Source organism: Achromobacter sp. 10T422, assembly GCF_056394065.1.
This window is the reverse complement of sequence record NZ_JBFTHD010000005.1, coordinates 387,118-410,757: the sequence shown is the minus strand read 5'-3', so window position 1 is coordinate 410,757 and position 23,640 is coordinate 387,118. Positions and strand designations below refer to the sequence as shown.

20 protein-coding genes are annotated in these 23,640 nt (G+C 62.6%); 14 read left to right on the top strand and 6 right to left on the bottom strand.

Annotation, left to right across the window (positions count from 1 at the left end):
• Positions 1-2: 2 nt before the first annotated feature.
• The 3 genes from AC1DB0_RS15480 to AC1DB0_RS15470 all read right to left on the bottom strand — a co-directional run bounded on the left by AC1DB0_RS15480 (position 3) and on the right by AC1DB0_RS15470 (position 4,909).
• Positions 3-1,406, bottom strand: a complete 1,404-nt coding sequence (locus tag AC1DB0_RS15480) for a phosphomannomutase/phosphoglucomutase (protein WP_054426521.1) — start codon at positions 1,404-1,406, stop codon at positions 3-5.
• 20 nt (positions 1,407-1,426) lie between these two features.
• Positions 1,427-3,688: a GNVR domain-containing protein gene (locus AC1DB0_RS15475; RefSeq protein ID WP_054426522.1), complete on the bottom strand. Its 2,262-nt coding sequence runs from the start codon at positions 3,686-3,688 to the stop codon at positions 1,427-1,429.
• 84 nt (positions 3,689-3,772) lie between these two features.
• Complete coding sequence (locus tag AC1DB0_RS15470) at positions 3,773-4,909, bottom strand: polysaccharide biosynthesis/export family protein (protein WP_054426523.1); 1,137 nt, start codon at positions 4,907-4,909, stop codon at positions 3,773-3,775.
• Positions 4,910-5,154: 245 nt separating this feature from the next.
• Here AC1DB0_RS15470 and AC1DB0_RS15465 point away from each other — a divergent pair, with 245 nt between their 5' ends.
• The 13 genes from AC1DB0_RS15465 to AC1DB0_RS15405 all read left to right on the top strand — a co-directional run bounded on the left by AC1DB0_RS15465 (position 5,155) and on the right by AC1DB0_RS15405 (position 18,425).
• Positions 5,155-6,564, top strand: a complete 1,410-nt coding sequence (locus tag AC1DB0_RS15465) for an undecaprenyl-phosphate glucose phosphotransferase (RefSeq protein ID WP_054426524.1) — start codon at positions 5,155-5,157, stop codon at positions 6,562-6,564.
• 88 nt (positions 6,565-6,652) lie between these two features.
• On the top strand, positions 6,653-7,069 hold the full coding sequence (locus AC1DB0_RS15460) for a GDP-mannose mannosyl hydrolase (protein WP_054426743.1): 417 nt from the start codon (positions 6,653-6,655) through the stop codon (positions 7,067-7,069).
• Positions 7,070-7,074: 5 nt separating this feature from the next.
• Complete coding sequence (locus AC1DB0_RS15455) at positions 7,075-8,505, top strand: mannose-1-phosphate guanylyltransferase/mannose-6-phosphate isomerase (protein WP_054426525.1); 1,431 nt, start codon at positions 7,075-7,077, stop codon at positions 8,503-8,505.
• Positions 8,506-8,542: 37 nt separating this feature from the next.
• Entirely contained in the window at positions 8,543-8,905 is a 363-nt protein-coding gene (locus AC1DB0_RS15450; RefSeq protein WP_054426744.1) for a VanZ family protein, read from the top strand.
• Positions 8,906-8,915: 10 nt separating this feature from the next.
• Positions 8,916-10,025 (top strand): GDP-mannose 4,6-dehydratase, encoded by a 1,110-nt coding sequence (gene gmd, locus AC1DB0_RS15445; protein WP_054426526.1) that lies wholly within the window; start codon positions 8,916-8,918, stop codon positions 10,023-10,025.
• 6 nt (positions 10,026-10,031) lie between these two features.
• Positions 10,032-10,994, top strand: coding sequence for a GDP-L-fucose synthase family protein (locus AC1DB0_RS15440; protein WP_054426527.1), 963 nt, complete (start codon positions 10,032-10,034; stop codon positions 10,992-10,994).
• A 35-nt stretch (positions 10,995-11,029) separates the two neighbouring features.
• A complete protein-coding gene (locus AC1DB0_RS15435) occupies positions 11,030-12,346 on the top strand; it encodes an oligosaccharide flippase family protein (protein ID WP_054426528.1) in 1,317 nt (438 codons plus the stop codon).
• Positions 12,347-12,368: 22 nt separating this feature from the next.
• Positions 12,369-13,271: a glycosyltransferase family 2 protein gene (locus AC1DB0_RS15430; protein WP_054426529.1), complete on the top strand. Its 903-nt coding sequence runs from the start codon at positions 12,369-12,371 to the stop codon at positions 13,269-13,271.
• A gap of 12 nt (positions 13,272-13,283) precedes the next feature.
• Positions 13,284-14,588, top strand: coding sequence for an O-antigen ligase family protein (locus AC1DB0_RS15425; protein ID WP_476758697.1), 1,305 nt, complete (start codon positions 13,284-13,286; stop codon positions 14,586-14,588).
• Positions 14,581-15,708: a glycosyltransferase gene (locus tag AC1DB0_RS15420; protein ID WP_476757244.1), complete on the top strand. Its 1,128-nt coding sequence runs from the start codon at positions 14,581-14,583 to the stop codon at positions 15,706-15,708. Before AC1DB0_RS15425 ends, AC1DB0_RS15420 begins: the two co-directional genes overlap by 8 nt.
• A gap of 13 nt (positions 15,709-15,721) precedes the next feature.
• Positions 15,722-16,606 (top strand): glycosyltransferase family 2 protein, encoded by an 885-nt coding sequence (locus tag AC1DB0_RS15415; RefSeq protein WP_476758696.1) that lies wholly within the window; start codon positions 15,722-15,724, stop codon positions 16,604-16,606.
• Positions 16,603-17,163: a putative colanic acid biosynthesis acetyltransferase gene (locus AC1DB0_RS15410; RefSeq protein ID WP_054426533.1), complete on the top strand. Its 561-nt coding sequence runs from the start codon at positions 16,603-16,605 to the stop codon at positions 17,161-17,163. The genes AC1DB0_RS15415 and AC1DB0_RS15410 overlap by 4 nt, the downstream gene beginning before the upstream one ends.
• Positions 17,160-18,425, top strand: coding sequence for a WcaI family glycosyltransferase (locus AC1DB0_RS15405; protein ID WP_476757243.1), 1,266 nt, complete (start codon positions 17,160-17,162; stop codon positions 18,423-18,425). Before AC1DB0_RS15410 ends, AC1DB0_RS15405 begins: the two co-directional genes overlap by 4 nt.
• A gap of 219 nt (positions 18,426-18,644) precedes the next feature.
• Here AC1DB0_RS15405 and AC1DB0_RS15400 read toward each other — a convergent pair whose 3' ends face one another.
• The 3 genes from AC1DB0_RS15400 to AC1DB0_RS15390 all read right to left on the bottom strand — a co-directional run bounded on the left by AC1DB0_RS15400 (position 18,645) and on the right by AC1DB0_RS15390 (position 22,573).
• Positions 18,645-19,298: a helix-turn-helix transcriptional regulator gene (locus AC1DB0_RS15400; RefSeq protein ID WP_054426535.1), complete on the bottom strand. Its 654-nt coding sequence runs from the start codon at positions 19,296-19,298 to the stop codon at positions 18,645-18,647.
• Positions 19,299-19,656: 358 nt separating this feature from the next.
• Positions 19,657-20,406 (bottom strand): response regulator transcription factor, encoded by a 750-nt coding sequence (locus AC1DB0_RS15395; RefSeq protein ID WP_054426536.1) that lies wholly within the window; start codon positions 20,404-20,406, stop codon positions 19,657-19,659.
• 562 nt (positions 20,407-20,968) lie between these two features.
• Positions 20,969-22,573, bottom strand: a complete 1,605-nt coding sequence (locus AC1DB0_RS15390) for a glucosamine inositolphosphorylceramide transferase family protein (RefSeq protein WP_054426745.1) — start codon at positions 22,571-22,573, stop codon at positions 20,969-20,971.
• A 349-nt stretch (positions 22,574-22,922) separates the two neighbouring features.
• Between AC1DB0_RS15390 and AC1DB0_RS15385 the strand changes: the two genes are divergently transcribed.
• Complete coding sequence (locus AC1DB0_RS15385) at positions 22,923-23,594, top strand: TetR/AcrR family transcriptional regulator (RefSeq protein ID WP_054426537.1); 672 nt, start codon at positions 22,923-22,925, stop codon at positions 23,592-23,594.
• Positions 23,595-23,640: the final 46 nt, after the last annotated feature.

The window sequence follows — 23,640 nt, the reverse complement described above, 5'->3', positions numbered from 1 at the left end:
CCTTAGAACGGTAAACGAACATGAGGTGCAATGCGCCGGAACGCGTTGCGGAAGTCCTCCTCAATACGGGCCAACGCGGCCACGGTGTCTCCTTCAAAACGCAAAACCACCGTCGGCGTCGTGTTGGATGGACGCGCCAGGCCGAAGCCGTCGGCATAGTCCACCCGCACGCCGTCCAGATCGTTGATGGACACGGCGCCCGGGAATTCCCCTTGTGCGCGCAATGTCTCCACCAGTTCGAACTGCTCGCCTTCGGCGGTGTCCAGCTTGATTTCGGGGGTCGCGCAAGACTGAGGCAGGCTTTCGAGCAAGCCTGACGGGTCCGGCGCAGACGACAGAATTTCCAGCAGCCGTGCAGCGGCGTAAATGCCATCGTCAAAGCCGTACCAGCGCTCTTTGAAAAACATGTGGCCGCTCATCTCTCCAGCAAGTAGCGCTCCCGTCTCGCGCATCTTGGCCTTGATCAGGGAATGCCCTGATTTCCACATGGTGGCCCGGCCCCCCGCTTCGACGACGGCGCGCGCCACATGGCGGCTGCACTTGACGTCGTAGATGATCTCGGCGCCCGGGTTGCGCGCCAGCACGTCGCGCGCAAACAGAATCAGTTGCCGGTCTGGCCAGATGATCTGTCCCGATTTGGTGACAACGCCCAGCCGGTCGCCATCGCCGTCAAACGCCAGGCCGACTTCGCAATCGGAATAGCGCAGGCAATAGATCAGGTCTTGCAGGTTTTGGGGGTCGGCAGGATCAGGGTGATGGCCGGGGAACGAGCCATCCACCTCGCAGAACAGTTCCGTCACTTCGCACCCCAAGGCGCGAAACAAGGCGGGCGCCACCGCGCCTGCCACGCCGCTGCCGCAGTCGATGGCGATCTTCATCGGGCGCGCCATGCGGATGTCGCCCACCAGCCGCGCCGCGTAGCAGGGCTGAAGCTGCATCTGCGTGCGCCCGCCCGGCACGTCGGCGGATTCAATCGGCAAGCGCATCGCATCGCGCAGCGCGGTGATGCCCTCGCCGTACAGCGATGCGCCGTCCAGCACAATCTTGAAGCCGTTGTGCGCGGGCGGGTTGTGGCTGCCCGTCACCGCAATGCCCGCGCCCGTGTCCATCAGGCGCGTGGCGAAGTACACCATCGGCGTGGTCGCCATGCCCAGGTCGATGACGTGCATGCCCGCCGAACGCAAACCGGCTTGCAGCGCCGCCGCCAGTTCCACGCTGCTCAGCCGGCCATCGCGTCCCACCACAATCGAACGCGCGCCCAGGTCCCGTGCCTTGCTGCCCACCGCCATGCCCAGGCTGTGCGCGAAGCGCGCATCGATTTCGTCCGGCACCGTGCCGCGTATGTCATAAGCCTTGAAAACCGCATCCAGAATTTGCGGGGTATCCCAGCCAAAAGTTCCGTGCATGCCAGTTTCTCCGGGTGGCGTTATTTGGGGCCGTTCTGTTTGAAATCGCCGTAATACGCCGCACGGGAGTATCGATAGCTCCCATACTTGGACCGGAAGCCAAAGCGTTCCGGCATGAGTTTCAAGCCGTTGAACAACACGCCGTCCACGGGCGCACCTGCCTGGATGAGCCGCTTGGCAGTCTCGCGGATTTCACCCACGGTGTTTTGGCCGGAGCGCACCACCACCATGACTGCCGCGGCATGCGTGCCCACCACCGCCGCATCGGGCGACGACAGCACGGGCGCGGTGTCCAGAATCACCATGTCGTACTGGGAAGACAGTTCGCGCAGCGTGGCGCCAAACACCGGCGAGGCCAGCAGTTCAGACGGGTCGAACGTCACCGCACCCGTGGCGATGAAGTCCACGCCTTCAGACACGCTGTGCTTTTTGACGCGTGCCAGCGGGATCGTGCCCGACAGCACTTCGAACAAACCGTCTTCCTTCGGCACGCCGAAATAACGGTTCAATTGGCCCTTGCGGAAGTCGGCGTCGATCAGCAGCACGCGCTTGCCCACGCCGCCCTGGATGAACGCGAAGTTGGCCGACAGGAACGACTTGCCTACGCCCGCCACCGGGCCGGTGAACATGACCATGTTGTTGGCCGATTGGCGCAGCGACGCTTGCAGCACATTGCGGAACGATCGCAGGCTTTCGATGGGTGGCGAGTTGCCCTGGCTTTGCGCCAACAGCGCAGGCACCGTCGCGTTCTTGCGGCGGCTGCGGCGCCACAGCTTGTCCTGCATGTCGCTGTAGGGAATGGCGGCCAGCACCGGCAGGCCCGTGTAGCGTTCGACGTCTTCGGGTTCGGACAGGCCGCCGAACAACGCGTTGCGGACAAAGGCGCACAGCATGCCGAAGATCAGGCCGATGGCGGTGGCCACGCCCAGAATGATCGCGGCCTTGGGACGCACGGGGCGGTCAGGCTGCACGGCGGCATCCAGGATGCGCACGTTGCCCACCTTGCCGGCGCGGATCAAACGCAGTTGCTGCGCGTTGTTCAACAGCCCCGTGTAGAGCTCGGTGTTCACGCGCACATCACGCACCAGGCGCACCACGTCTTGCTCCAGATCCGGCAGCTGCTTGATGTTGTTGCCAATGCGGCTGACGTCCCCCGACAGCGATGCAATCTGGCGGTCGATGGCGACGATGCTCGGGTGCGTGGGCGCAAAGCGCGTGATCAGTTCCTGACGCTTCGAACGCAGCTCCATCACCTTCGTTTGCGCATCCACCGATTGCGCCAGGATCAGCTTGGCTTCTTCGCTCAGGTCGATCGTGCCGCGCTTGTTGCGCAAGGCGTTGTACTTGGTTTCGGCCGCGTCCAGCTCGCCCTTCAGGATAGGCAGCTGCTGTTCCAGGAAGCCCAGCGATTTTTCCGCTTGCGCCGACTTCCGGTTCACGTTCTGCTGCACGTATTCCTGGCCGATCTGGTTCAGCACGGCGGTGGTCAACGCCGGGTCGTTGCCTTCCAGCGTGACGCCGATCACGCCCGATGTGCGGCCACGCTCGAAGATGCCCAGGTGCGATTGCACGTCTTCAATGGCCGCCAGACGCGAGCTGCGCGACACGGTGAATTCGGTGCCGGGCCGGCCTGCCAACGCGTCGATGTGCACGTCCATCGCGCCACCGCCAGGCAACAGGAAATGCTCGGCCTTGCCCACCGTGCCGTTGAACGTGGCGCCGGTGAATTTGTCGGTCAGCGTGTAGCGGCCTTCGCCAAGCGTGGTCACGCGAAACGGCTTGCCCAGCCATTCATTGGGCACATCCAGCTGCGAGATCGCAATGGATTCTCCGCCCCATGCATAACCGCCACGCGGCAGGCTGGACGGATACGGCAGCGCTTCATAACGCTGTGCAAGCCATTCGCCCACCACCGGGAAGTAGCGAGGCTTGGCGTGGATGTAGAGCAGGAATTTATCGACGGCGGGTCCCACCACCATGCGCGAACGCAGCACTTCCATTTCGCCGGAGGTTTCGGCCTTGGTGTCGAACATGGCGGACACATCGCCCAACAGGCTGCGCGCCTGGCCGTTCGGCATTTCCTCTTCAACCTGCACGATGATGTCGGCCGAATAGACCGATGGGGTCACCATCACGTAGGCCAAGGCGCCCAGGAAGGCGAGCAAGGTGATCGCGAAGATCATCCACCGGTTCGACACGATTGCATCCACATGGGACGACAACGGGGTTTCCTGCTGGCGAGCCGGGACGTTCGGCTCGAATGATTCGATGGGCAACGACATGCAGCTCTCCAGACGTGGGCGCCGCCGCGGACGCGGCGCCCCCAAAGGCGTGGTTTTGGAGCCTTGCGGCCCCGAAAGGCGGACTTAGTTGATCGACTTCACGGTCTGTACCGTTTGCGCGCTCGGGAACAGGTTGCTGATGAAGCGGTTCCACCGCACCAGCGCAGCCGTATCCACGAACACGACGTCTTTGGGCTCCAGCTCAAACTTCGCTCCTACCGCCAAGGCCTGCGGCGACTTGGAGTTCAGATGGAACACCAGCGGCATCGCTTCCTCGGTACTGCGGACTACAAAAATTTGCGACGCGTCAGCCGTGAGCTGGTTAGGTCCTCCCGCCATGCCCAGCGCCTCGGTCAACGACATCCGTCCGTCGCGCATCACCACCGTGGTGGGCAGGAACACCTCGCCCATCACGAACACTTTGCTGTCGTCTCGCGGCGTGACACGCACGATGTCGCCCGACTTCAGCATCACTTGATTCAAGTCTTGGCCACGCTCGATCAGCGCAGGCAGATTCACGCGAGTCCGGCGTCCATCACGAATCACATAGACGGCGCTGCGATCAGCGGTAGGCAACAAACCTCCCGCGCGGTTGACCGCTTCAAGCAGAGTCATCGGAATGTCGTTGATGGCAACCGTGCCCGGCAACTTCACTTCGCCTTCGACGTAGACACGCTTGCTTCGATAGCCCAGCACGCGTACCGTGATCTGCGGATCCTGGATGTACTTGCCGGAACTATTCACTATGAGATTGCGCGCCTGAAGTTCCGTCAACCCCGCCACTTTCAGCAATCCTGCATACGGAAATTGGATGTATCCAGTGGATGAGACCGTATAGCCCGGAATGCCCGAGGCGGTATCTCCCATGATTAGTTCGGTCACCCCAGTTCCGATGGCGTAGGTTTGCGTCGGAAGGACGAGCTCGGGGTGATCCCACACGACAATGGAGAGGATGTCTCCGGGTCCAATGCGGTAGGGTTCAACGGTACCAACCAGGCGTTCGACGCCGTCGTTATTGATCAATGCCTGGCGGGCGCGCAAGTCGTCCACCACGAGCGAAGGCGTAATTTCCTTGATCGGCGCCACGGAGTTCGGGTCCAGCGGATCAACGAGATGGCCGGCGCTGAAGGTCATACCGGGTGACAGGGCGCAAGCGCCTAGCGAGGACACGAGCGCGATAGCGGCGATGGCCCGGCTCAACGTTCCGAAAAATGTCGTCATGGCAAATCCACTGTGAATGACTTCGTTGCTTGGAAAGGAGCCCGATGCGTAACGGGTTGCGACATTCCACTCTCTTTTTGAAGCCCCGCACATTCGACGGATGCCCTAAGCCTTCTCCTACATCGTTTGGAGGTTTCGGGTACGCCTTGCACTCAATAAGATTTCGTCGGTAGCCACAAGTTTTGCGGCACTGCACCGTTGTTGTTGTCGCCGCAAGAAAGACTCCCCCCGAACAGGAGTGCGCGATGGACCCGTCCCAATCGGACACGTCGGCAAGATTCAGTGGAGCAAGCTATCTATACCGCCTGCTCGACGCCGCGATCGTCATCACCTGCGGCCTGACTGCCACCGGCTTGAAATTCTCGGACGATGCATTGGCGGAACCGCCGCAAATTCATCTGTTCCTGGTGTATTTGTGCGGGCTGGGCGTGATTGCCCTGTTCCCCGCCTTCCGCCTGTATGTGTCTTGGCGGGGCCGGCTGCTGACGGATCTCGTCGTGCGCAGCCTGGCGGCGTGGGCGACCGTGTTCGCACTTGGCATTCTTGTCAGTTTTCTCATGCATCAGACCGCCGCGATATCGCGCATATGGGCGGCTACCTGGTTTGGCATGGCGGCGCTGACGCTGGCCGGCGTGCGCATCGCCGTCTACGCCGCGTTGGGCGCGGCGCGTGATCGCGGGCTGAATAAAAAGCACGTGCTGCTGGTGGGCTTTGGCGCGCTGGGCCACGACCTGTGGCGCCGCGTTGAACAGTACCGGGGCGCGGGCTATGAAGTGGCGGGCATCTACGCCGAGCCGCATGAAAGCCTGCCGCCGCAAGTCCGCCGCCTGCATGATCTGGACAACCTGCACAGCTTCGTCCATGAAAACAATGTGCGTGAGATCTGGATCGTGCTTCCGATGGAGGCGGGCCAGGAGCTGCGCGAAGTGCTCTATCACTTGCGTAACGACTTGGTGGATATCCGCTGGATTCCGGATGTGATGTCGATTCAGCTGCTGGGCCATCGCATCGGCGAATTCCTGGGGCTGCCCGCCATTCAACTCAATAGCCTGCCGGCGGCTGGCGTGCGTGGTTGGGCCAAGGAAGTGTTTGATCGCAGCTTCGCTTTTTGCGCGCTGATCGGGTTGTCGCCCGTGATGTTGTCCATCGCGCTGATGGTGAAGCTGACTTCCCGCGGGCCGGTGTTCTTTACCCAGCCGCGCCTGGGCGTGGATGGCAAGGTCTTTCACGTCTACAAATTCCGCACGATGACGGTGCATGAGGAGCATGGCACCGTCACCCAGGCCACGCGTAACGACACGCGCATCACCCGTATCGGCGGCTTCCTGCGCCGTACCAGCCTGGATGAGCTGCCGCAGTTTTTGAACGTGCTGATGGGCGATATGTCCGTCGTGGGGCCGCGCCCGCACGCGCTGGAACATAACGAGATGTACAAGGACCTGGTGCAGCGCTACATGATGCGCCACCGCGTCAAACCGGGCATCACGGGCTGGGCGCAGGTGAATGGTTTTCGGGGTCAGACGGACACGCTGCGCAAGATGAGCGACCGCGTCGAGCACGACATCTATTACATCCAGCACTGGACGTTCAGGATGGACCTGCTGATCATCGCCCGCACGGCCGTGTCGGGATGGACGGGCCGCAATGTCTACTAAACCTTTGGGATGGCCCGCCCACAGCACTGGGCCGCACAACACGTGCGCCGGCGTCCTGCCGCAGGCGGACTTCCGCCAGGCGGTGGAGATGCTGCCGCTGGTGTCCATTGACCTGCTGCTGCGCGACGCCGACGGCCGCTACCTGACCGGCTTGCGCACCAACCCGCCCGCGCGCGGCGCCTGGTTTGTGCCGGGCGGACGCATCCGCAAAAACGAATCCTTGCGCGACGCGCTCGCCCGCATCGCCCGCGAAGAACTCGGCCTGCCCATCGAGGCAGACGCGTGGACGCCGCGCGGCGTGTACGAACACTTCTATGGCACCAATTTCGCGGGTGAAGCCGGACGCTCCACCCATTACGTCGTCCTCGCCTATGAGGCCGAGCTGTCGCTGGACACCGCAAGCCTTCCCCAACGCCAGCACCAGGGCTACCGCTGGCTGCCCGCACAAGAGATCGCCGCCGACCCCGGCGTGCATCCGTACACCCAGGCCTACTTCAAGGAGTGAGCGCCATGACGAATCCCCCTCCCCCCTACCGGGCAGTCATTCTTTGCGGCGGTTCCGGCTCGCGCCTGTGGCCGCTGTCGCGCGAACTGCTGCCGAAGCAGTTCATCCGTTTGACCGATGCCCGCAGCCTGTTGCAGAACACGCTGTTGCGGTTGGGGTCGGCGGGCGCCGAGGCCAAGCCGATGCTGGTGTGCAATGACGCCCACCAATACATTGCGGCCGAGCAGGCGCTGGAGCTGGGCATCAAGGACGCCGAGGTGATTCTTGAACCCTTTGCCCGCAACACCGCGCCCGCCATTGCGGCCGCCACGCTGCGCGCCATGCGTGATGGCGAAGACCCCATCATGCTGATCATGCCGTCGGACCACGTGCTGGAAGACGGCGAGGTGCTCAGCGCCGCGTTCGCCCAGGCCTATGAGGCCGCGCGCCAGGGCGCCTTGGTCACGTTCGGCATCACGCCGACCGCGCCGCTCAGCGGCTATGGCTACATCCAGTCGGAAGAGCCGGGCGTGATGGCGCCCGCGCGCCGCGTGCGCCGCTTTGTGGAAAAGCCGTCGCCAGAAGTGGCGCAGCGTTTCATCGAGGATGGCGGCTACTACTGGAACAGCGGCATGTTCGCGTTCCAGGCGTCTGTCTTCCTGTCTGAAATGGCCCGGCTGGCCCCGAAGATGCTTGAACAGGTGCAGGCAGCGGTTGCCACCGGCCACGGAGACAACGGGCTGTTCCACCTGGACGGGCCGTCGTTCGAAGCCTGCCCCAGCGACTCGATGGACTACGCCATCATGGAACGCACGGACAGCGCCGTCGTCATCCCGCTGGCCGCCTCGTGGAGCGACGTGGGCGCCTGGGACGCCGTCTGGGGCATCGCCCAGAAGACGGTGGAAGGCAACTCCACCACCGGCGACGTCATGGTGGAGGATTCGCGCAATTGTTTGATCCACTCCACCAGCCGTCTCGTCGCATCGGTGGGCCTGGACGACATTGTGGTGATCGAAACGGCCGACGCCGTGCTGGTGGCGCATAAATCGCGTTCGCAGGACGTCAAACGCCTGGTCGAGATCTTCAAGACGCAGCATCGCTCCGAGCTGAACCATCACCGCGAAGTGCAGCGGCCGTGGGGGTCGTATGACTCGGTGGGCCAAGGCCCGCGCTACCAGGTCAAGCGCATCACGGTGAAGCCGGGCGCACGCCTGTCGTCGCAGATGCATCACCACCGGGCGGAACACTGGATCGTGGTGTCAGGCACGGCGCGCATCTACAACGGCGACAAGCAGTACCTGCTGACGGAGAACCAATCGACCTACATCCCGCTGGGGGAAACCCACAGCCTGGAAAACCCGGGAAAGATTCCGCTGGAAATCATCGAAGTCCAATCGGGCGCGTACCTGGGCGAGGACGACATCGTCAGATTCCAGGACATGTATGGCCGCGTCTGAAAGGCAGGCGCCTCACGAACCGTTCTGGCGTCCCGGCATGGCTCGCATCTGCCTGCCTCTGGCGGGGGTGTTCTTCGTGGTGCTGATCACCGTGGGGAACCTGCCTGGCCTGGCGGCCGACATGTCAGACGCGTTTGGCGACAAGCGCCTGCATCTTCTGGCTTACGCCTTCCTGACCGGTTTGATTTACCTGTCGGTCAACCGGCGCCCGGCGCTGGTGGCCATGCTGACCATCACGGCTTTGGGTGCATTGGATGAATCAATCCAATCCTTTTTTCCCTATCGACAGGCTGAACTCTTAGACCTTTTGGCCGATATCTTGGCGGCTGGTGCAACAGTAATCTCATTGCACATTGGTACCGCAGCCTTCGGCTCCTTTCGTGCAGTTACTAAGTCTTAAGGATACAACCATGCCAAAACGGGCACTGATTACCGGCGTTACCGGACAAGACGGCGCCTATCTGGCGGAGTTCCTGCTGGCCAAGGGCTATGAAGTCCATGGCATCAAGCGGCGCGCTTCGCTGTTCAATACCGCGCGTATCGACCATCTGTACCAAGATCCGCACGATAAGCCCCGCAATTTCGTGCTGCATCACGGCGACATGACTGACTCGTGCAGCCTGATCCGGATCGTGCAGTCGGTGCAGCCCGACGAGATCTATAACCTGGCCGCCCAAAGCCATGTGGGGGTCTCGTTCGAAGAGCCGGAGTACACCGCCAACGCCGATGGGCTAGGCACGCTGCGTTTGCTGGAAGCCATCCGCATCCTCAAGCTGGAGGAGAAGGCGCGCTTCTATCAGGCGTCTACGTCCGAACTGTACGGCCTGGTGCAGGAAACGCCTCAGAAGGAAACCACCCCCTTCTATCCGCGCAGCCCCTACGCCGCCGCCAAGCTCTACGCCTACTGGATCAGCGTGAACTACCGCGAAGCGTATGGCATGTACGCCTGCAACGGCATCTTGTTCAACCACGAATCGCCCAAGCGCGGCGAAACCTTCGTGACGCGCAAGATCACCCGCGGCCTGGCGCGCATTGTGCTCGGCCTGCAGGAATGCCTGTACCTGGGCAACCTGTCTGCGCTGCGTGACTGGGGCCATGCCCGCGACTACGTCGAAATGCAGTGGTTGATGCTGCAACAGGACACGCCGGAGGACTACGTCATCGCCACCGGCATGCAATACAGCGTGCGCGAATTCATCAATACGGCGGCGCGCGAGCTGGGCATTCTGCTGGCGTGGGAAGGCGAAGGCCTGGAAGAAACGGCCACCGTGCTGTTCTCGCCGGTGCACGACGTCAAGCCGGGCCAGGTCATCGTGCGCGTCGATCCGCGCTATTTCCGTCCGACCGAAGTGGAAACCCTGTTGGGCGACCCCACCAAGGCGCGCGAAAAGCTGGGCTGGTCGCCGCGCACCACCTTCCAGGAGCTGGTCAAGGAAATGGTGGAAAGCGACCTGAAGGATGCGCGCCGCGACGCGCTGGTCGAGCAGAACGGCTACGAAATCTACGCCTACAAGGAGTAGCGCGCCATGACGAACCTGGACCAACGCGTGTTTGTCGCCGGCCACCGTGGCATGGTGGGCGCCGCGATCACGCGCGAACTGCGCCGCCGCGGGTACGAGCAGGTGCTGACCCGCAGCCACGCCGAGCTGGACCTGGAAAACCAGAACCAGGTGCACCGCTTCTTTTCGACCACGCCGGTCGATGTGGTGTACCTGGCCGCCGCCAAGGTGGGCGGCATTCTGGCCAACCAGAATCATCCGGTGGACTTTCTGTACAAGAACCTGATGATCCAGTGCAACGTGATCCGCGCCGCCTATGCGGCCGGCGTGCGCAAGCTGCTGTTTCTGGGTTCGTCATGCATCTACCCCCGCGAAGCCCCGCAGCCGATTCACGAAGACGCCTTGCTGACCGGCCCGCTGGAAGCCACCAACGAGCCCTACGCCATCGCCAAGATCGCGGGCTTGAAGTTGTGCGAGGCCTACCAGCGCGAGTATGGCGCGCGCTTCATCTGCGCCATGCCCACGAACCTGTATGGGCCGCACGACAACTACGACCTGCATAGCAGCCATGTGCTGCCCGCGCTGATCCGCAAGTTCCATGAAGGCCGCGAAGCCGGTCAGGAGAGCGTGACGATCTGGGGCACGGGCACGCCGCTGCGCGAATTCCTGTACGTGGACGATCTGGCCCAAGCCTGCGTGATGCTGATGGAACATCCGGATGCTACCGGCATGTACAACATCGGCGCCGGCAAAGACATCTCGATTGCGGATCTGGCGGCGCTGGTGGCGCGCGTGGTGGGCTATCAAGGCCGCATCGTCTACGACACCAGCAAGCCCGACGGCACGCCGCGCAAGCTGATGGATTCGTCGCGCGTGCAGGCGCTGGGGTGGCAACCCGGCATCTCGCTGGTAGACGGCATCACGCTGGCCTACGGACATTTTCTGCGTGAACGCGCAGACCAATCCCAACAGGCGCTGCCCGTGGCCTGAGGGCCGCGCCAGCAGCTTCAACCACAGGCTTCCCGATGCTTGGATTCGTCAGAAAACACATCGCCGGCAATGCTTCCTTCTGGGGGCTGGTGGAGTACGGCATCGGCCCCGTTGCGGCGCTGGTGGCCTTGCCCATTCTGTTCCGCCAGTTGGGTACGGTGGGCTTTGGCCAGTACTCGATGATCATCGCGCTGGCCGGGTTCGGCAACGCCGCCAACTTGGGCGCGGCGGTCACCGCGACCAAGCTTGTGTCCGAACGCCTGCACGAACCTGGCGGCGCTTACCGTGCCGCCGGGGTCAGCATGTCGTTGATTGGCTGCGCGCTGGGCGTGGTGACGCTGGCCGCGGTGTTGCTGTGGGCGGTGGTGGGCCTGGGTTGGCCCGCCGCGACCTTTGGCGGCGTGGCCGTGACGCTGCTGGCCATGCCCGCACTGGCCATCTACCTGACTCAACAATATGACCAGCTTTTCTCCGGCTGCCTGAAAGGCCGGGAAGATTTTCGTGCGACCGCCTTGTGCGAACTGTTCAGCCGCACAGGCACGATGGCGCTGGCCTGCGCCACGGCCGCGCTGACGGCATCGCCCACGTGGACCGGGGTCGCACAAGCGTTCGGGCTGCTGGTGGCCGGCACGGTGAAGATGCGCGTGTTCTCGCGCGCCTACGGCCGGGTGCTGGTGCGCCCGGTGCGCGACCGCGCGGCCATGTCTGACGCATTCAAGTTTTCGCGCTGGTCGTGGCTGAACAGTTTGAGCGCGCTGGCCTTCGGCTCGGTGGACCGCGTGCTGGTTGGCAGCATGATGGGCCCGGCGGCGCTAGCCATCTACACGGTGGGCGTGCAAGTGGGCCAGATCATCCACACGGCATCCGTCGCCATCTTCCAGAAAGCGATGCCGCGCGTCAGCCGCCTGACGGTGTCGCCGCCTTATGTGGGCGCGGCCGAACGCGAGATCCGCCGCATGATGATGTGGAACCTGGTGCTGTCAGCCAGCGCCACGCTGGCCGTGCTGGCGGTGAGCCATCCGCTTTTGAATCTGCTGTTGGGCGACAACGTGGCCACCGGCCACCTGGGCACCTTTCAGTTGCTGATCGTGGCGTCGGGCTTGTTGTCGCTCAACGCTGCCGCACACTTCTCGCTGCTTGGCCTGGGGAATTCCCGCGCCGTCGCCATTCTGAATGGTCTTGGCGGGCTGGCGATGCTGTGCGTCATGGCTGGACTCGTACACGCGGCCGGTGAACACGCCGCGGCTTGGGGCCGCATGGCCTACGCGGCGATCACGCTGGCCGGCGTGGCCCTCGCCATCCGTCAATCCCGCCCCGACTTCCCGGGCGCATTGCCTGCGGCCACCCGATAACACCCACATGCTGAGGTCTTACATGCGCAAGCGTCATAACGAGTATTCACGTCAGCTCATCGACTTCGTTCGCGAGCTTCGCCCGCCCGCGCCGATCGCCGGCGGCCTGTTGCCCAAAGTGACCATCGTGACCCCCTCGTTCAACCAGGCGAAGTTCCTGGAACGCACCATTCTGTCGGTGTTGAACCAGGGCTATCCGCGTCTGGAATACATCATCATCGACGGCGGCTCCACCGATGGCAGCGTGGACATCATCCGCAAGTACGAGCGCTACCTGACCTATTGGGAAAGCACCCCCGACCGCGGCCAGTCGCACGCCATCAACAAGGGATTCGAACGCGCCACGGGCGATTACGTGGGCTGGCAGAATTCCGACGACCTGTACTTCCCGGGCGCGTTGCGCAAGCTGGGCGCGGCCGCGGCAAAGGGCCGCGCGCCAATCGTCAGCGGCAACCTGTTCGTGGCGGATGCCGACAACAAGATCTTCCGCAAGATCCACTACACGCCCGTCAACCGCGGCACGTTGACGGTGGTGAAGGCGTCGATTCCCAACCAATCGGCCATCTTCCGCCGCGACCTGCTGCGCAAGTACGGGCTGCTTCAGGAAAGCATGCGCTACTGCATGGACCTGGAGCTATGGAGCCGGCTGCTGCGCGAAGGCAAGAACCTGATCGTGCCTGATGCGCTGGGCGTCTACACCGCGCATGACGAAACCAAGACGGCGCTGATGCAGGACGTGCTGCTGGAAGAGCGCGAACAGATCGTCACCCGCATCCGGCGCACGGAGCCGGGGCTGGGCCGGCTGTTCGAACTGTCTTGCCGCGCGTCCAAGGTGGCGGCGCACGCCCGTCAGGGCGACCTGTCGTACCTGTTCGAAAAGCTGACCACGAAAATTTTCGGACGCGACGACTGGGCCGCGCACTAGGACGACACCGACATGAGCCCGCATCGCCGCTTTACCACCCTGCATCTGCTGGGCCTGTTCGCGTTCACCGCGCTGGCCCTGAACGATGACCGCTTCATCCTGGGCGTGGGCAGCTTCAAGCTTTCGCCCTTTGATGTGCTGTTCGTCGCCATGCTGGCCGTCAAGGCGCTGCGGCTGGCGGAACCCAGCGCCTACGCCTTGCCGCGCGGGCTGCTGGGCGCCCTGCTGGGCCTGCAGGCCATGTCGGTGATTTATCTGCTGCTGGTGTCCATGCATCACCCCGGCATTGAAACGGGCGACGTGGCGCGCGACCTGCGCATCGTCTWCTATTTTCTGTGCACGCCGTTCCTTTGCTACAAGGACATCGACAGCCCCGCCGCCTATGCCGTGCTGCAAAAGTACATTGTGGCGGCCTGCCTGGCGGTGGCCACGCTGATGCTGCTGGAACAGTTGCAGGGGTTCAGCGTGTCCAACCCGCTGCGCAATGTGCGGCTGGGGGTGTGGGCGATTCCGTTTGGCGTGGTGTCGCTGCTGTACTTTCGGCGCACGTTGAACGTGTCCGGGCCCAAGGCTTACGCGTTGACGGTGTATATGCTGCTGGCGCTGGTCTTCTCGCTGAACCGCAGCCAATACTTGCAGCTGGCCGTGTCCGTGCTGATTGCGGTGCTGCTGGGTTCCAGCGCCGAAATCCGGCGGCGCGCCATCATCATCTTTGCGCCGGCGGCGCTGGCGGGCGTGCTGGTGTTTGCCAGCATCGGCTACCTGGATGTGCTGACCAACCGCATTTTCAGCGTGGAAAAGCTGGACGAAGATTCCAGCTACGGCGCGCGCATTCAAGAAATGCAGGGGCAGATGGACTTCTTCGCCGAAAGCCCCGTGTTCGGCAAGGGCGCGGGCTTTCGCAGCTGGGTGATGGGCGAGAACGGATTCGAACTCAGCACCTTCGCGCACAATTCCTGGGCCTTCTATCTGATGAAGTTCGGCGTGGTCGGCACCATCATGATCATGCTGCCGCCCTTGCTGATCCTGCTGCTGACGCTGCTCAGGCGCTACGCGCATCCCGGGCTGGAGATGCACCGGCGCTACCTGCTCGCCACCGCCCCGATCTACATCTTCATCGATTCGTTATCCGGCGGGCTGGCCTATGCGCCCAAGACCGCATTCACCGGATTCCTGCTTTGCTACTGCCTGTCGCTGATGCGCAATGCGCAGATCATGCCCGTGCCCCAGGCAAAGGCCGCCGCTACGCCGCTTACCCCCAGCCACCGTCCGAGCGCTGCGCGCCGGGCGCCACCGCGAGTAATCCCCCATGCCTGATGTCCTGTTTGTCGCGCCGGACCTGCACGGCGGCGTCGGAAGATGCGTCGCCTTCATCGTGGATGCCTTGCCGGAACAGGGAGTCGACTCGGCCCTGTTCCTGCTGCGTTCGCGCAACCGTGAGTACCCCGTCGCCAACCCGAAGGTGACGCGCGCCTTGCCCATTATTGAATCGCCCACAAAGCTGCGGCTCATGCTGCCCGTGGCATTTTTCCGGCTGATTGCGCAGATCCGCCGCGAGAAGCCGGCCATCGTGTGTTCGCATGGCTTGTTGTGCAACATGCTGGTGGTGCTGGCCAGAAAACTTCTGGGCGGCAGCTTCAAGACCGTGGCGTTCGAACACAGCAGCCCGGCCATCCACTACGGTGCATCGCGGATGCGGCGCCTGAAGTGCTGGCTGGTCAGCCAGACGTATCGGCGGCACGACGCCGTGGTGGGCGTGTCGCGCGGCGTGAAGGAAGACCTGGTCAGCATGTTCCCGCCGCTGCGCGGCAAAGTGCAAACCATCTACAACGGCGTGCCGCTGGACAAGGTGCGCCGGCAAGGCGCTCAGCGCCCCAATGACGATGGCAATGCGCCGTACCAGGTGGTGGCGGTGGGCCGGCTGGAAGCGGTGAAGGACTACGCCACCCTGATCGACGCGGCGGCGATCCTGGACGACCCCGGCATCGCCTTCACGATTCTGGGCGAAGGTTCGGAACACGACGCCTTGCAGAAACGCATCGACGAGCGCGCCTCGCGCACGCCCGTCACGCTGGCCGGCCATATCGACAACCCCTTCCCCGTCATTGCCGGCGCCGGTGCGTTTGCGCTGACGTCCATCCGCGAGAGCTTTGGCAACGTGCTGGTGGAGGCGCTGTGCCTGGGCGTGCCGGTGATCTCCACCGACTGTCCGCATGGCCCCGCCGAAATTCTGGACGCCGGCCGCTACGGCCTGCTGGTGCCCGTGGGCGACGCCCATGCGCTGGCCGCGGCGGTGCGCCGCCTGGCCTACGACGGCGAAATACGCGAACAACTGGCCGCCCAAGGCCCCGAACGCGCCGACGCCTTTTCCCTAGAGCGGCATTGCCGCAACGTCATCGCGCTATTCCAGCCGCTGATGCAACGCGGCACGCCCTGAACAGGACAGCATCATGCAGAAAATTCCGGTTTCCGTGGTCGTCATGACGAAGAATGAAGAACGCAATATCGCCAAGTGTTTGAAGGCGCTGGTTGAGTTCGACGAAGTCTTCGTGGTGGACTCCAACAGCACCGACGCCACCTGCGCGATGGCGACGGCGCTGGGCGCCCGCGTCTCCAACTTCCAATGGAATGGCAAGTATCCGAAGAAGAAGCAGTGGTGCCTGGAGCAGTTGCCGTTCTCGCACCCGGTCGTGCTGTATGTGGACGCCGATGAAGAAATGACGCCCGCCCTTGCTGCCGAAATTCGCGACGTGCTGCCGCGCTTTGCCGCGGGGGCAGGCGGCGCGTTCGTGCCGTTTGACTACGTGTTCTGCGGCAAAAAGCTGGAGCACGGCCACCGCGTCTACAAGCTGGCGCTGCTGGCGCGCGACCAGTCCCGCTTCCTGGATTACGACGACCTGGACGTGGCGCACATGTGGGAAGTGGAAGGCCACTATCAGCCGCAGGTTCAAGGCGAAACGTTCGCGTTGCGCCAGCGCATRGTGCACAACGATCACGATTCGCTGTTCCATTATTTCGACAAGCACAACCGCTATTCGGACTGGGAAGCGAACCTGCGCACCAAGGGGCTGATGAACGATCCGCGCGAAGCCAACGTCGGCGCACGCGCCTTGCTCAAGCGCATTTTCCAGGCCCTGCCCTTCAAGGCGCCGATCTCGTTCCTGCATTCCTACGTCTTCAAGCTGGGCTTCCTGGATGGCAAGGCCGGCTATGACTACGCCGTTGCGCGCGCCATGTACTACTGGCAGATCCGCATCAAGACCGAAGAATTGCAGAAGGCGCGGCTGGCGCAAGATGACACGCAAGCCGACACCGTAGCGGGGGCCGCCAAATGAGCACCCTTCAGCAACTGGATCGCTTTGCGCTGGCCCCGGGCCAGCGTGGCCGCTCCGCGCTGACGGTGCAGCTGTGGTGGACGGTGCAAAGCACATTGTTTCGCTGGTCGCCCCAAGTGGCGTATGGATTTCGCCGCTGGCTGCTGCGCTGCTTTGGCGCGCAGGTGGGCCGCAAGGTGCTGATCCGCCCGACCGCCACGGTGACCTATCCGTGGAAGGTCGAGATTGGCGACTACGCCTGGATCGGCGACGACGCCGTGATCTACAGCCTGGGTCCCATCCACATCGGCGCACACGCCGTGGTGTCGCAACGCAGCTATCTGTGCGCGGCCGACCACGACGCAGGCCAGCCGGATTTTCCATTGCGCGAACGCGCGGTGCGGATTGAGGATGGCGCCTGGGTTGCAACAGACGTCTTCGTGGGGCCGGGCGTGACGATCGGCCGTGAAGCCGTGGTGGGTGCGCGCAGTTCGGTGTTTCGCAACATGCCGCCCGCGATGGTGTGCCACGGCAACCCCTGCCGCCCCGTGCGCCCTCGCATGGCGACATCGCCATGAAAATACTGATCTACGGCATCAACTACGCGCCCGAACTCACCGGCATCGGCAAGTACAGCGCCGAGCTGGCCGAATGGCTGGCCGCGCACGGGCATGAAGTCAGCGTCGTCACCGCGCCGCCCTATTACCCGCAATGGCAGGTACACGACGGCTATCGCGCGGGCCGCTACCAAAAGGAAGACCGGCGCGGCGTCACCGTGCGCCGCGCGCCGCTGTGGGTGCCGAGCAAGCCGGGCGGGCTGAAACGCCTGATTCACCTGGCCAGCTTTGCCGTATCCAGCTTGCCGTCATTGCTGCGCGCGGCAGCCGGCCGGCCGGACTTGATTCTGGTGGTGGAGCCCGCGCTGTTCTGTGCGCCCGCCGCGTGGATCACCGCACGCTTGTGCGGCGCGCGCGCCTGGCTGCACATTCAAGACTACGAGGTCGACGCCGCGTTTGAGCTGGGGTTGCTCAAGGGCGCCGGCTTGCGGTCACTGGTCAAGCGTGCCGAACGCTGGCTGATGCGCCGCTTTGACCGCGTGTCGACGATATCGAACCGCATGCTAGACCTGGCGCTGGCCAAGGGCGTGGACGCCGATCGCGCAGTGCTGTTGCCCAACTGGATCGACGTCAACGCCATCACGCCGCGCGCTGACAGTGGCGACTACCGCGCCGAACTCGGCATTCCTGCCGATGCAGTGGTGGCGCTGTATTCAGGCAACATGGGCGGCAAGCAAGGCTTGCAGACGCTGGCCGATGTGGCGCGGCGGTTAAGCCACGACAAGCGGCTGTGGTTCGTGTTCTGCGGCCAAGGCCCCGAACGCGCCCCGCTTCAGGCCGCCTGCGAAGGCTTGTCGCAAGTCATCTTCCTGGACTTGCAACCGGCCAACCGCCTGGGCGCGCTGCTGAACACCGCCGACATACACCTGCTGCCGCAACGCGCCGGCGCGGCCGACCTGGTCATGCCGTCCAAGCTGACCGGCATGCTGGCCAGCGGCCGACCGGTGGTCTGCGGCGCGGCGCCTGGCACCGAGCTTGCCAGTGTCGTCACGCATTGCGGCCTGCTGACGCCGCCTGAAGACGCCGACGCCATGGCCGAAGCCGTGCGCAAGCTGAGCTGCAACGCGCAGATCCGCGAAACGCTGGGCGCCGCAGCGCGCCAGTACGCGTTGAATCATTTGCATGTGGACGCCGTGCTGGCCGCGGCCGAGCGTGAATTCGAAGCCGTGGTGCAAGGCCGCGCGAAACCGCTGGACTCGCGTACGCGCGAAGGCGATATCTAAGCCCTGTGTTGCGTCTGATGCGCACGCCGCGGCCCTCTGGGCATTGGCATTGGGCAGCGAAAACTCAGACCGTTATCGCGCGTGACCCATCACTGCGCCAGCGCTGCACCATCGCTGCACCATCACCCCACCGTCCGAACGACATCCGAACGATGCCTGACGCGCGCGTGGCCACTCCGTTCTTGCGAACGTCGTGGCGCGCTTCATTTCTCTTACGGATCATTCCTTTCCGGGCGGCACATTGTTGCCGCTGCGCACCAACCCCATCTGCACAGCGATATAAGCCGCCTCTGCCTGGTTCCGCGCATTGAGCTTCCAGTACAGCGTGCGCGCATGACTCTTTACCGTCGCCACCGAAATGCCGACCTGCTGGCCGATCTCGCGCATTGTCTTTCCCTGCACCAGCAGTTGCAGGATTTCTTCTTGCCGTTGCGTCAGCTCCCGTAGTTCTTGCGTGGGCGCATGCGTTGCGCCTTGGGGCCGGCCGGCAGGCTGCGGATAGCATTCACCGCCCGCCATCACCAGGCTCACGGCCGCCGCCAGCGCGTCCGGGTTGGACGCTTTAGGCAGATAGCCCGCCACGCCCGCCCGCGCGCATGTTCCCATCACGGCGGGGTCCAGTATCGAGTACAGCACCAGCACCAGCCGGGGCATGAAAAAAGCCATCGCCTGCGAGATAAGCCCAATATCCTGCTCGGCCACGCCACTACAACCAACGACCAGTAATTCCACTGGGCGGTTGATCGAACTGGACATGTTGAGCAGGTGAGCTGGCGAGATGGCCAGGATGTCGTCGGCGTTCCGTACACGTTCCAGGACATGCTGGATTGCGACGCGAAGCAGAGCGTAGTCTTCGATCAGTACGGTTGTCATCCCGGGAAGAACCTTGTGACACATGGCCCATACACGGTTCCCACGGTGTTGGCGCATCACGCTGCAATGGCAGGTTCTTGTGCGGCGACGCCCCCTTGGGAATCTCGTCCGCGCTATTGGATCGTGATGGCGAGGCGTTGTGATTCGCGCTCTCAACCCATGCTTGCGGACACAACCCATGCTATCAGCGGCTACGTTCGCTGAATCTCGTTCAGGAGGATGAATGGTGGTTGAAAGGTGCGCCAGCAAAGGCGCTGCGAACTGCGATGTATGTATTAGGCGGGATGGTGGGGCGAACCCGGCAGCAACAGAACAGAACCTGTTCCTGGGCTGCCGGGCAGGCGGCGCGGCCTGTTAACTACCCAAGCTTGCGCCCATAGAGCTGCCCGGCGTCCGAATCCCTGTTATTGGGTTCATGCCACTCCAAGGTTGCGCCGCGTTGCAGCGCTGCATACACGGCTTCGCCCTTGTTCTTGACATGCAGGCGCTGGTAAAGCGTGCACGCGTGCGTCTTGGCGGTTGCAACCGAGATGTTGAGCATGCGGCTGACCGTCTTGATCGGATAGCCTCGGGCCAGCAACACCAACACTTCATATTGACGGGGCGTGATCTGCAGCAATTGCGCACCCGCACTGACCGGCATCGTGCCCTTGCTGGACACGTCATCGGCATCACGGGACGGCAAGGCGCAGACCGCAGCTGCGGGCGCTTGCATCGCCTGCTCGCTGGGAAAGCACTGTCCACCCGCCATCACCAGGCGTATCGCAGCTTCAAGAATCTCGACCGAGGCGGTCTTCATCAGGCAGCCATACACGCTTGCGCCAGGCAGGCCCTGCACCGGCATGGGCAGGGGCATCACATCCGTCAGAAGCAGAATCCGCTTCGGCGTGAGCACGCGCTGAATTTCGTGCAGCGCGCTCCATGCTTCATCGGTATCTACCGGCAACCCATAGATCAGGAGATCGGCGCCCGCGTGCGCGCCATCGGCCTTGGACAAATCTGCCAGGCCCATCCCCTCGATTTCCCACACATCATCCAACTTGCTAAGTATCTGCCACAACCCCAACCGCAGTAGCGGATGGGCTTCAATCAGGACCATCTTGGCCATGGTGTCCTCCCGGTTTTTCGACGGGCCTAGAAGGGATCTTCGCTGTGCTGAAGACTATTTTTTTTCCAGCCCCACGGGGGTGGTCCGCAATATCCCGGAATATCTAATGAAGCTGGACCGGGACATTTGGGCTGGGCAACTTTGGTAGCCAACATAACGGATGGCATGAACCCATCTTATGGTTCGAAACCTTCAAAATCAAGACGTTTCAGGGCGATATAATCCGATAAAAACAGAAATCATTCGTTAGCCTTAATCACCATCCTAAATAGGGATGAGATGACGTCCTCAACCTTTTAACCGCTAGGGTTTTTACTAGCTGTCGCCTTGCGCCCTGGGGATTCCCTCTATGAGGACCTGCCGCCAGCGCCAACATCAACGGGGTTTTGACCCCGTTACCTGCCGAAAAAAAGCCGCGACCCGGCACATGCCGGGCGCGGCAAGAAAGAGGCTTTTTCGACGAAAAGACTGTCGATATGTTTCCGCCGACACAACCTGCCCGTGCCGGGGATGCGCAATCGAAATATAGGTAACATTTTTATTTTTGTGCCGGACCTTCCATTTACTCCATATAGGCGAAGTCAAATACCGTATGACCCCCCTGATGGTGCCAATGGTGCATTGAAGCATGACGCTTCCTCAGGAAGCTTGCGTAGTGGATTTCGCCGTCCGTTTCAACGTAAGTGGACGGCGTGAGCTCTTCGATGCGGTTGAGCGACACGCCCTTTCCGTAGTGGCAAAAGCCCTGGTACTGGGCGCAGCGGATCACCTCTCCGCTAGGCGAGACAACGATTCCCGCGTTGCGGGCCCGCATGGGGTTGCGAACGATGGGGTTGCAGGCGTGAGGCGTCCACTCGGTCGAGCGCGGCGAATCCGAGAAAAATGCGAAAAGCTCGTCGCAATGGCTTTGGCCATCTGTTCGATCAATATTCGTTAATAACCACCAGTATTCGCCGTGTTTAAAAATAATAGTATCCACGGCGGATATATTGGTCATTAACGTGACATCTAATTCCCATTTAAGCGGAAATTCAGTGCACTTCCACAGCTCTATACTGCGATTTCCGCACGTCTCCGGCACCATGTACGTGACGCCTTCGTGCTCAAAAATATACGGAAAAGATAAATGATAGGGCAGGTTCAGCGCCGTGCCCAACAGCCGGAAAGCCCCGTCGGAGTAGGTCGCAACGGAAATTGTGCCCTTGCGGGAAGTGAAGTCGTAATCTTCAAAAAATATATAAGGTTTTTTATCGTGGGTATAAACAAACGGATCTGCGAAGAACCTGCCTTTTGGAGGTTGCAGCACCATGGCTTCGGATACCACCGCCTGTTGGCGGGATGACGGGAACATACCAATCCGCCATCGCACATTGCGTTTCATGATGCGCCGCACAATCAAATCCGAAATTAACCAAGCTTGTCGCGCAATATACGAAGCGCTGTCCCACTCCGCCGGGTCGCCCCGCCGAGGCCCGCTCATGATCTGCATCTCGGGCGTGGCAACGGCTTGCCTGGCCCGCGCCAGCGCCTGCAACGCGTCGTAGACCATGAAATTTCCCAGGCTGAATGCGCGGGCCTGATTTTTCAGCCAGAACACTTCCGTGTTGAAACTGCGCTGGTCCAGCAGTTCGTCCTGATCGGCTTCCGGCCCGACGCGCCAGAGTTTCACCGTGGTGTGATCCTCGCGCTGATAGACCTCCCAAAATCCGGCGTAGCGGCTGGTCGACACGGCAATGTCGGAATAACTCAGCTGCCAGACCCCCAAACGCGCCCACCCCGTCATTTGCGCGCGTGTGGCCAGCGACGCTCCCAAGGTGATCACCAAGTCCAGCCCCAACGCCTCCACCGCCTCTTGCGCCCCCGCATCGGGCTCGCCCGGCTCAAGCGGCAACACCGGCGTACTGGCCGGCAGGCTCTGGCGCAGATCACGGCAGTCCGCCAGCATCTGCCGCTGCTTGAGTGGCAGCATGCGGGCCTCTAGGCGCGACAAGGTGCCGAACAACGCCCTCATCCCCAGCCTTGGCCCTTTGGTGACGCCCGCCGCCGTCATCACCAGCACCGCGGACATGACGAAGTCCTGACTATGGATCAGCCAGTCAACCATCTCATGCATCCAGCCGGGTTGCTCATACCCGTCAACCAGCAGTCCCACTCGGTAGGTCTTCATTTTGTCCTGCTCCTGTGTCAGGGCGTGCGGTTCGCCGGGGCTACGCATAGGTCTTCGCGCTGATACTGATGCGTTTTCGCCCTGCCTTCCAGACCACATTCATCCTAGGGCGGCCGTCCGAGGACAAACGATTCACCTACCCCCCTGTGACCGACGCCCGGCTCGTCCGACCGCGCGAGCCGCCTCATCCATCTGAGCTAACTGTCCCGGTGCGTCAGTACCTGAAGGGTGCACATCGTGGAACCACGCAGGAACGTTAGGGGTAAACCCTATTGGGGATAGCCGAGGCTCGCGTCTCCTTCATCCCTCACGCATAATGATTTTTAAACGAACGTTTGAATTCAACCATATGCAAGAAATCAGAACACCCAACACTCGCGAAACCATCCTCGACACGGCCGAAGCCCTGTTTGCGCAACAAGGTCATGACGGCACGTCGATGCGTCAAATCACCGGCGCGGCAGGCGTCAACCTGGCTTCGGTGAACTACCACTTCGGCTCGAAGGAGTCACTCGTGCAGGCGGTGCTCAAACGCCGCCTGGAAGTCCTGAATCACGAGCGCCTGCGCCTGTTGGACGAACTTGAGGCGCAATCCGGCGGCAAGCCCTTGAAGCCGTCGCAAATCGTCGACGCCTTCTTCGGCACCCTCTTGCGCCTGGCCGCCGATCCAGCCCAGGCAGGCAGCACGTTCCTGCCCCTGCTGGAACGCACCATGACCGACCCGTCCGACTTCATCCGCGCGCTGTTCGCCGAGGAATACGCGGATGTGCTCGAGCGCTACCGCAACGCCCTCTTTGCCGCGCTGCCCGATGTGCCCAAGGCGGAAATCATGTGGCGCTTTCAATTCATGTTGGGCGCGACGTCCTACGCCATCATTGGCACCGACCTGCTGCGCTCCGTGACGGGAATGACGGTTGATGAATCCGAACAGCCCAACAACCCCGAACTGCTGCTGCCGCGCCTGATGAGCTTCCTGCTGGGCGGCCTGCGCGCGCCGTTGCCGCCGGTGGCGGGCACCTAGCCGCGCCGCCCGGGCGGCGGCAAGGACAGCGGCAAAGACAGAACAA

What these genes read in the sequence shown, in the direction of transcription:
- AC1DB0_RS15475 (WP_054426522.1), bottom strand. Translation starts at nt 3,688, where the DNA reads ATGTCGTTGCCCATCGAATCATTCGAGCCGAACGTCCCGGCTCGCCAG.
- AC1DB0_RS15405 (WP_476757243.1), top strand. Translation starts at nt 17,160, where the DNA reads ATGAAAATACTGATCTACGGCATCAACTACGCGCCCGAACTCACCGGC.
- AC1DB0_RS15390 (WP_054426745.1), bottom strand. Translation starts at nt 22,573, where the DNA reads ATGAAGACCTACCGAGTGGGACTGCTGGTTGACGGGTATGAGCAACCC.
- AC1DB0_RS15460 (WP_054426743.1), top strand. Translation starts at nt 6,653, where the DNA reads ATGCTGCCGCTGGTGTCCATTGACCTGCTGCTGCGCGACGCCGACGGC.
- AC1DB0_RS15450 (WP_054426744.1), top strand. Translation starts at nt 8,543, where the DNA reads ATGGCTCGCATCTGCCTGCCTCTGGCGGGGGTGTTCTTCGTGGTGCTG.
- AC1DB0_RS15465 (WP_054426524.1), top strand. Translation starts at nt 5,155, where the DNA reads ATGGACCCGTCCCAATCGGACACGTCGGCAAGATTCAGTGGAGCAAGC.
- AC1DB0_RS15430 (WP_054426529.1), top strand. Translation starts at nt 12,369, where the DNA reads ATGCGCAAGCGTCATAACGAGTATTCACGTCAGCTCATCGACTTCGTT.
- AC1DB0_RS15420 (WP_476757244.1), top strand. Translation starts at nt 14,581, where the DNA reads ATGCCTGATGTCCTGTTTGTCGCGCCGGACCTGCACGGCGGCGTCGGA.
- AC1DB0_RS15480 (WP_054426521.1), bottom strand. Translation starts at nt 1,406, where the DNA reads ATGCACGGAACTTTTGGCTGGGATACCCCGCAAATTCTGGATGCGGTT.
- gmd (WP_054426526.1), top strand. Translation starts at nt 8,916, where the DNA reads ATGCCAAAACGGGCACTGATTACCGGCGTTACCGGACAAGACGGCGCC.
- AC1DB0_RS15440 (WP_054426527.1), top strand. Translation starts at nt 10,032, where the DNA reads ATGACGAACCTGGACCAACGCGTGTTTGTCGCCGGCCACCGTGGCATG.
- AC1DB0_RS15395 (WP_054426536.1), bottom strand. Translation starts at nt 20,406, where the DNA reads ATGGCCAAGATGGTCCTGATTGAAGCCCATCCGCTACTGCGGTTGGGG.
- AC1DB0_RS15470 (WP_054426523.1), bottom strand. Translation starts at nt 4,909, where the DNA reads ATGACGACATTTTTCGGAACGTTGAGCCGGGCCATCGCCGCTATCGCG.
- AC1DB0_RS15435 (WP_054426528.1), top strand. Translation starts at nt 11,030, where the DNA reads ATGCTTGGATTCGTCAGAAAACACATCGCCGGCAATGCTTCCTTCTGG.
- AC1DB0_RS15400 (WP_054426535.1), bottom strand. Translation starts at nt 19,298, where the DNA reads ATGACAACCGTACTGATCGAAGACTACGCTCTGCTTCGCGTCGCAATC.
- AC1DB0_RS15385 (WP_054426537.1), top strand. Translation starts at nt 22,923, where the DNA reads ATGCAAGAAATCAGAACACCCAACACTCGCGAAACCATCCTCGACACG.
- AC1DB0_RS15410 (WP_054426533.1), top strand. Translation starts at nt 16,603, where the DNA reads ATGAGCACCCTTCAGCAACTGGATCGCTTTGCGCTGGCCCCGGGCCAG.
- AC1DB0_RS15455 (WP_054426525.1), top strand. Translation starts at nt 7,075, where the DNA reads ATGACGAATCCCCCTCCCCCCTACCGGGCAGTCATTCTTTGCGGCGGT.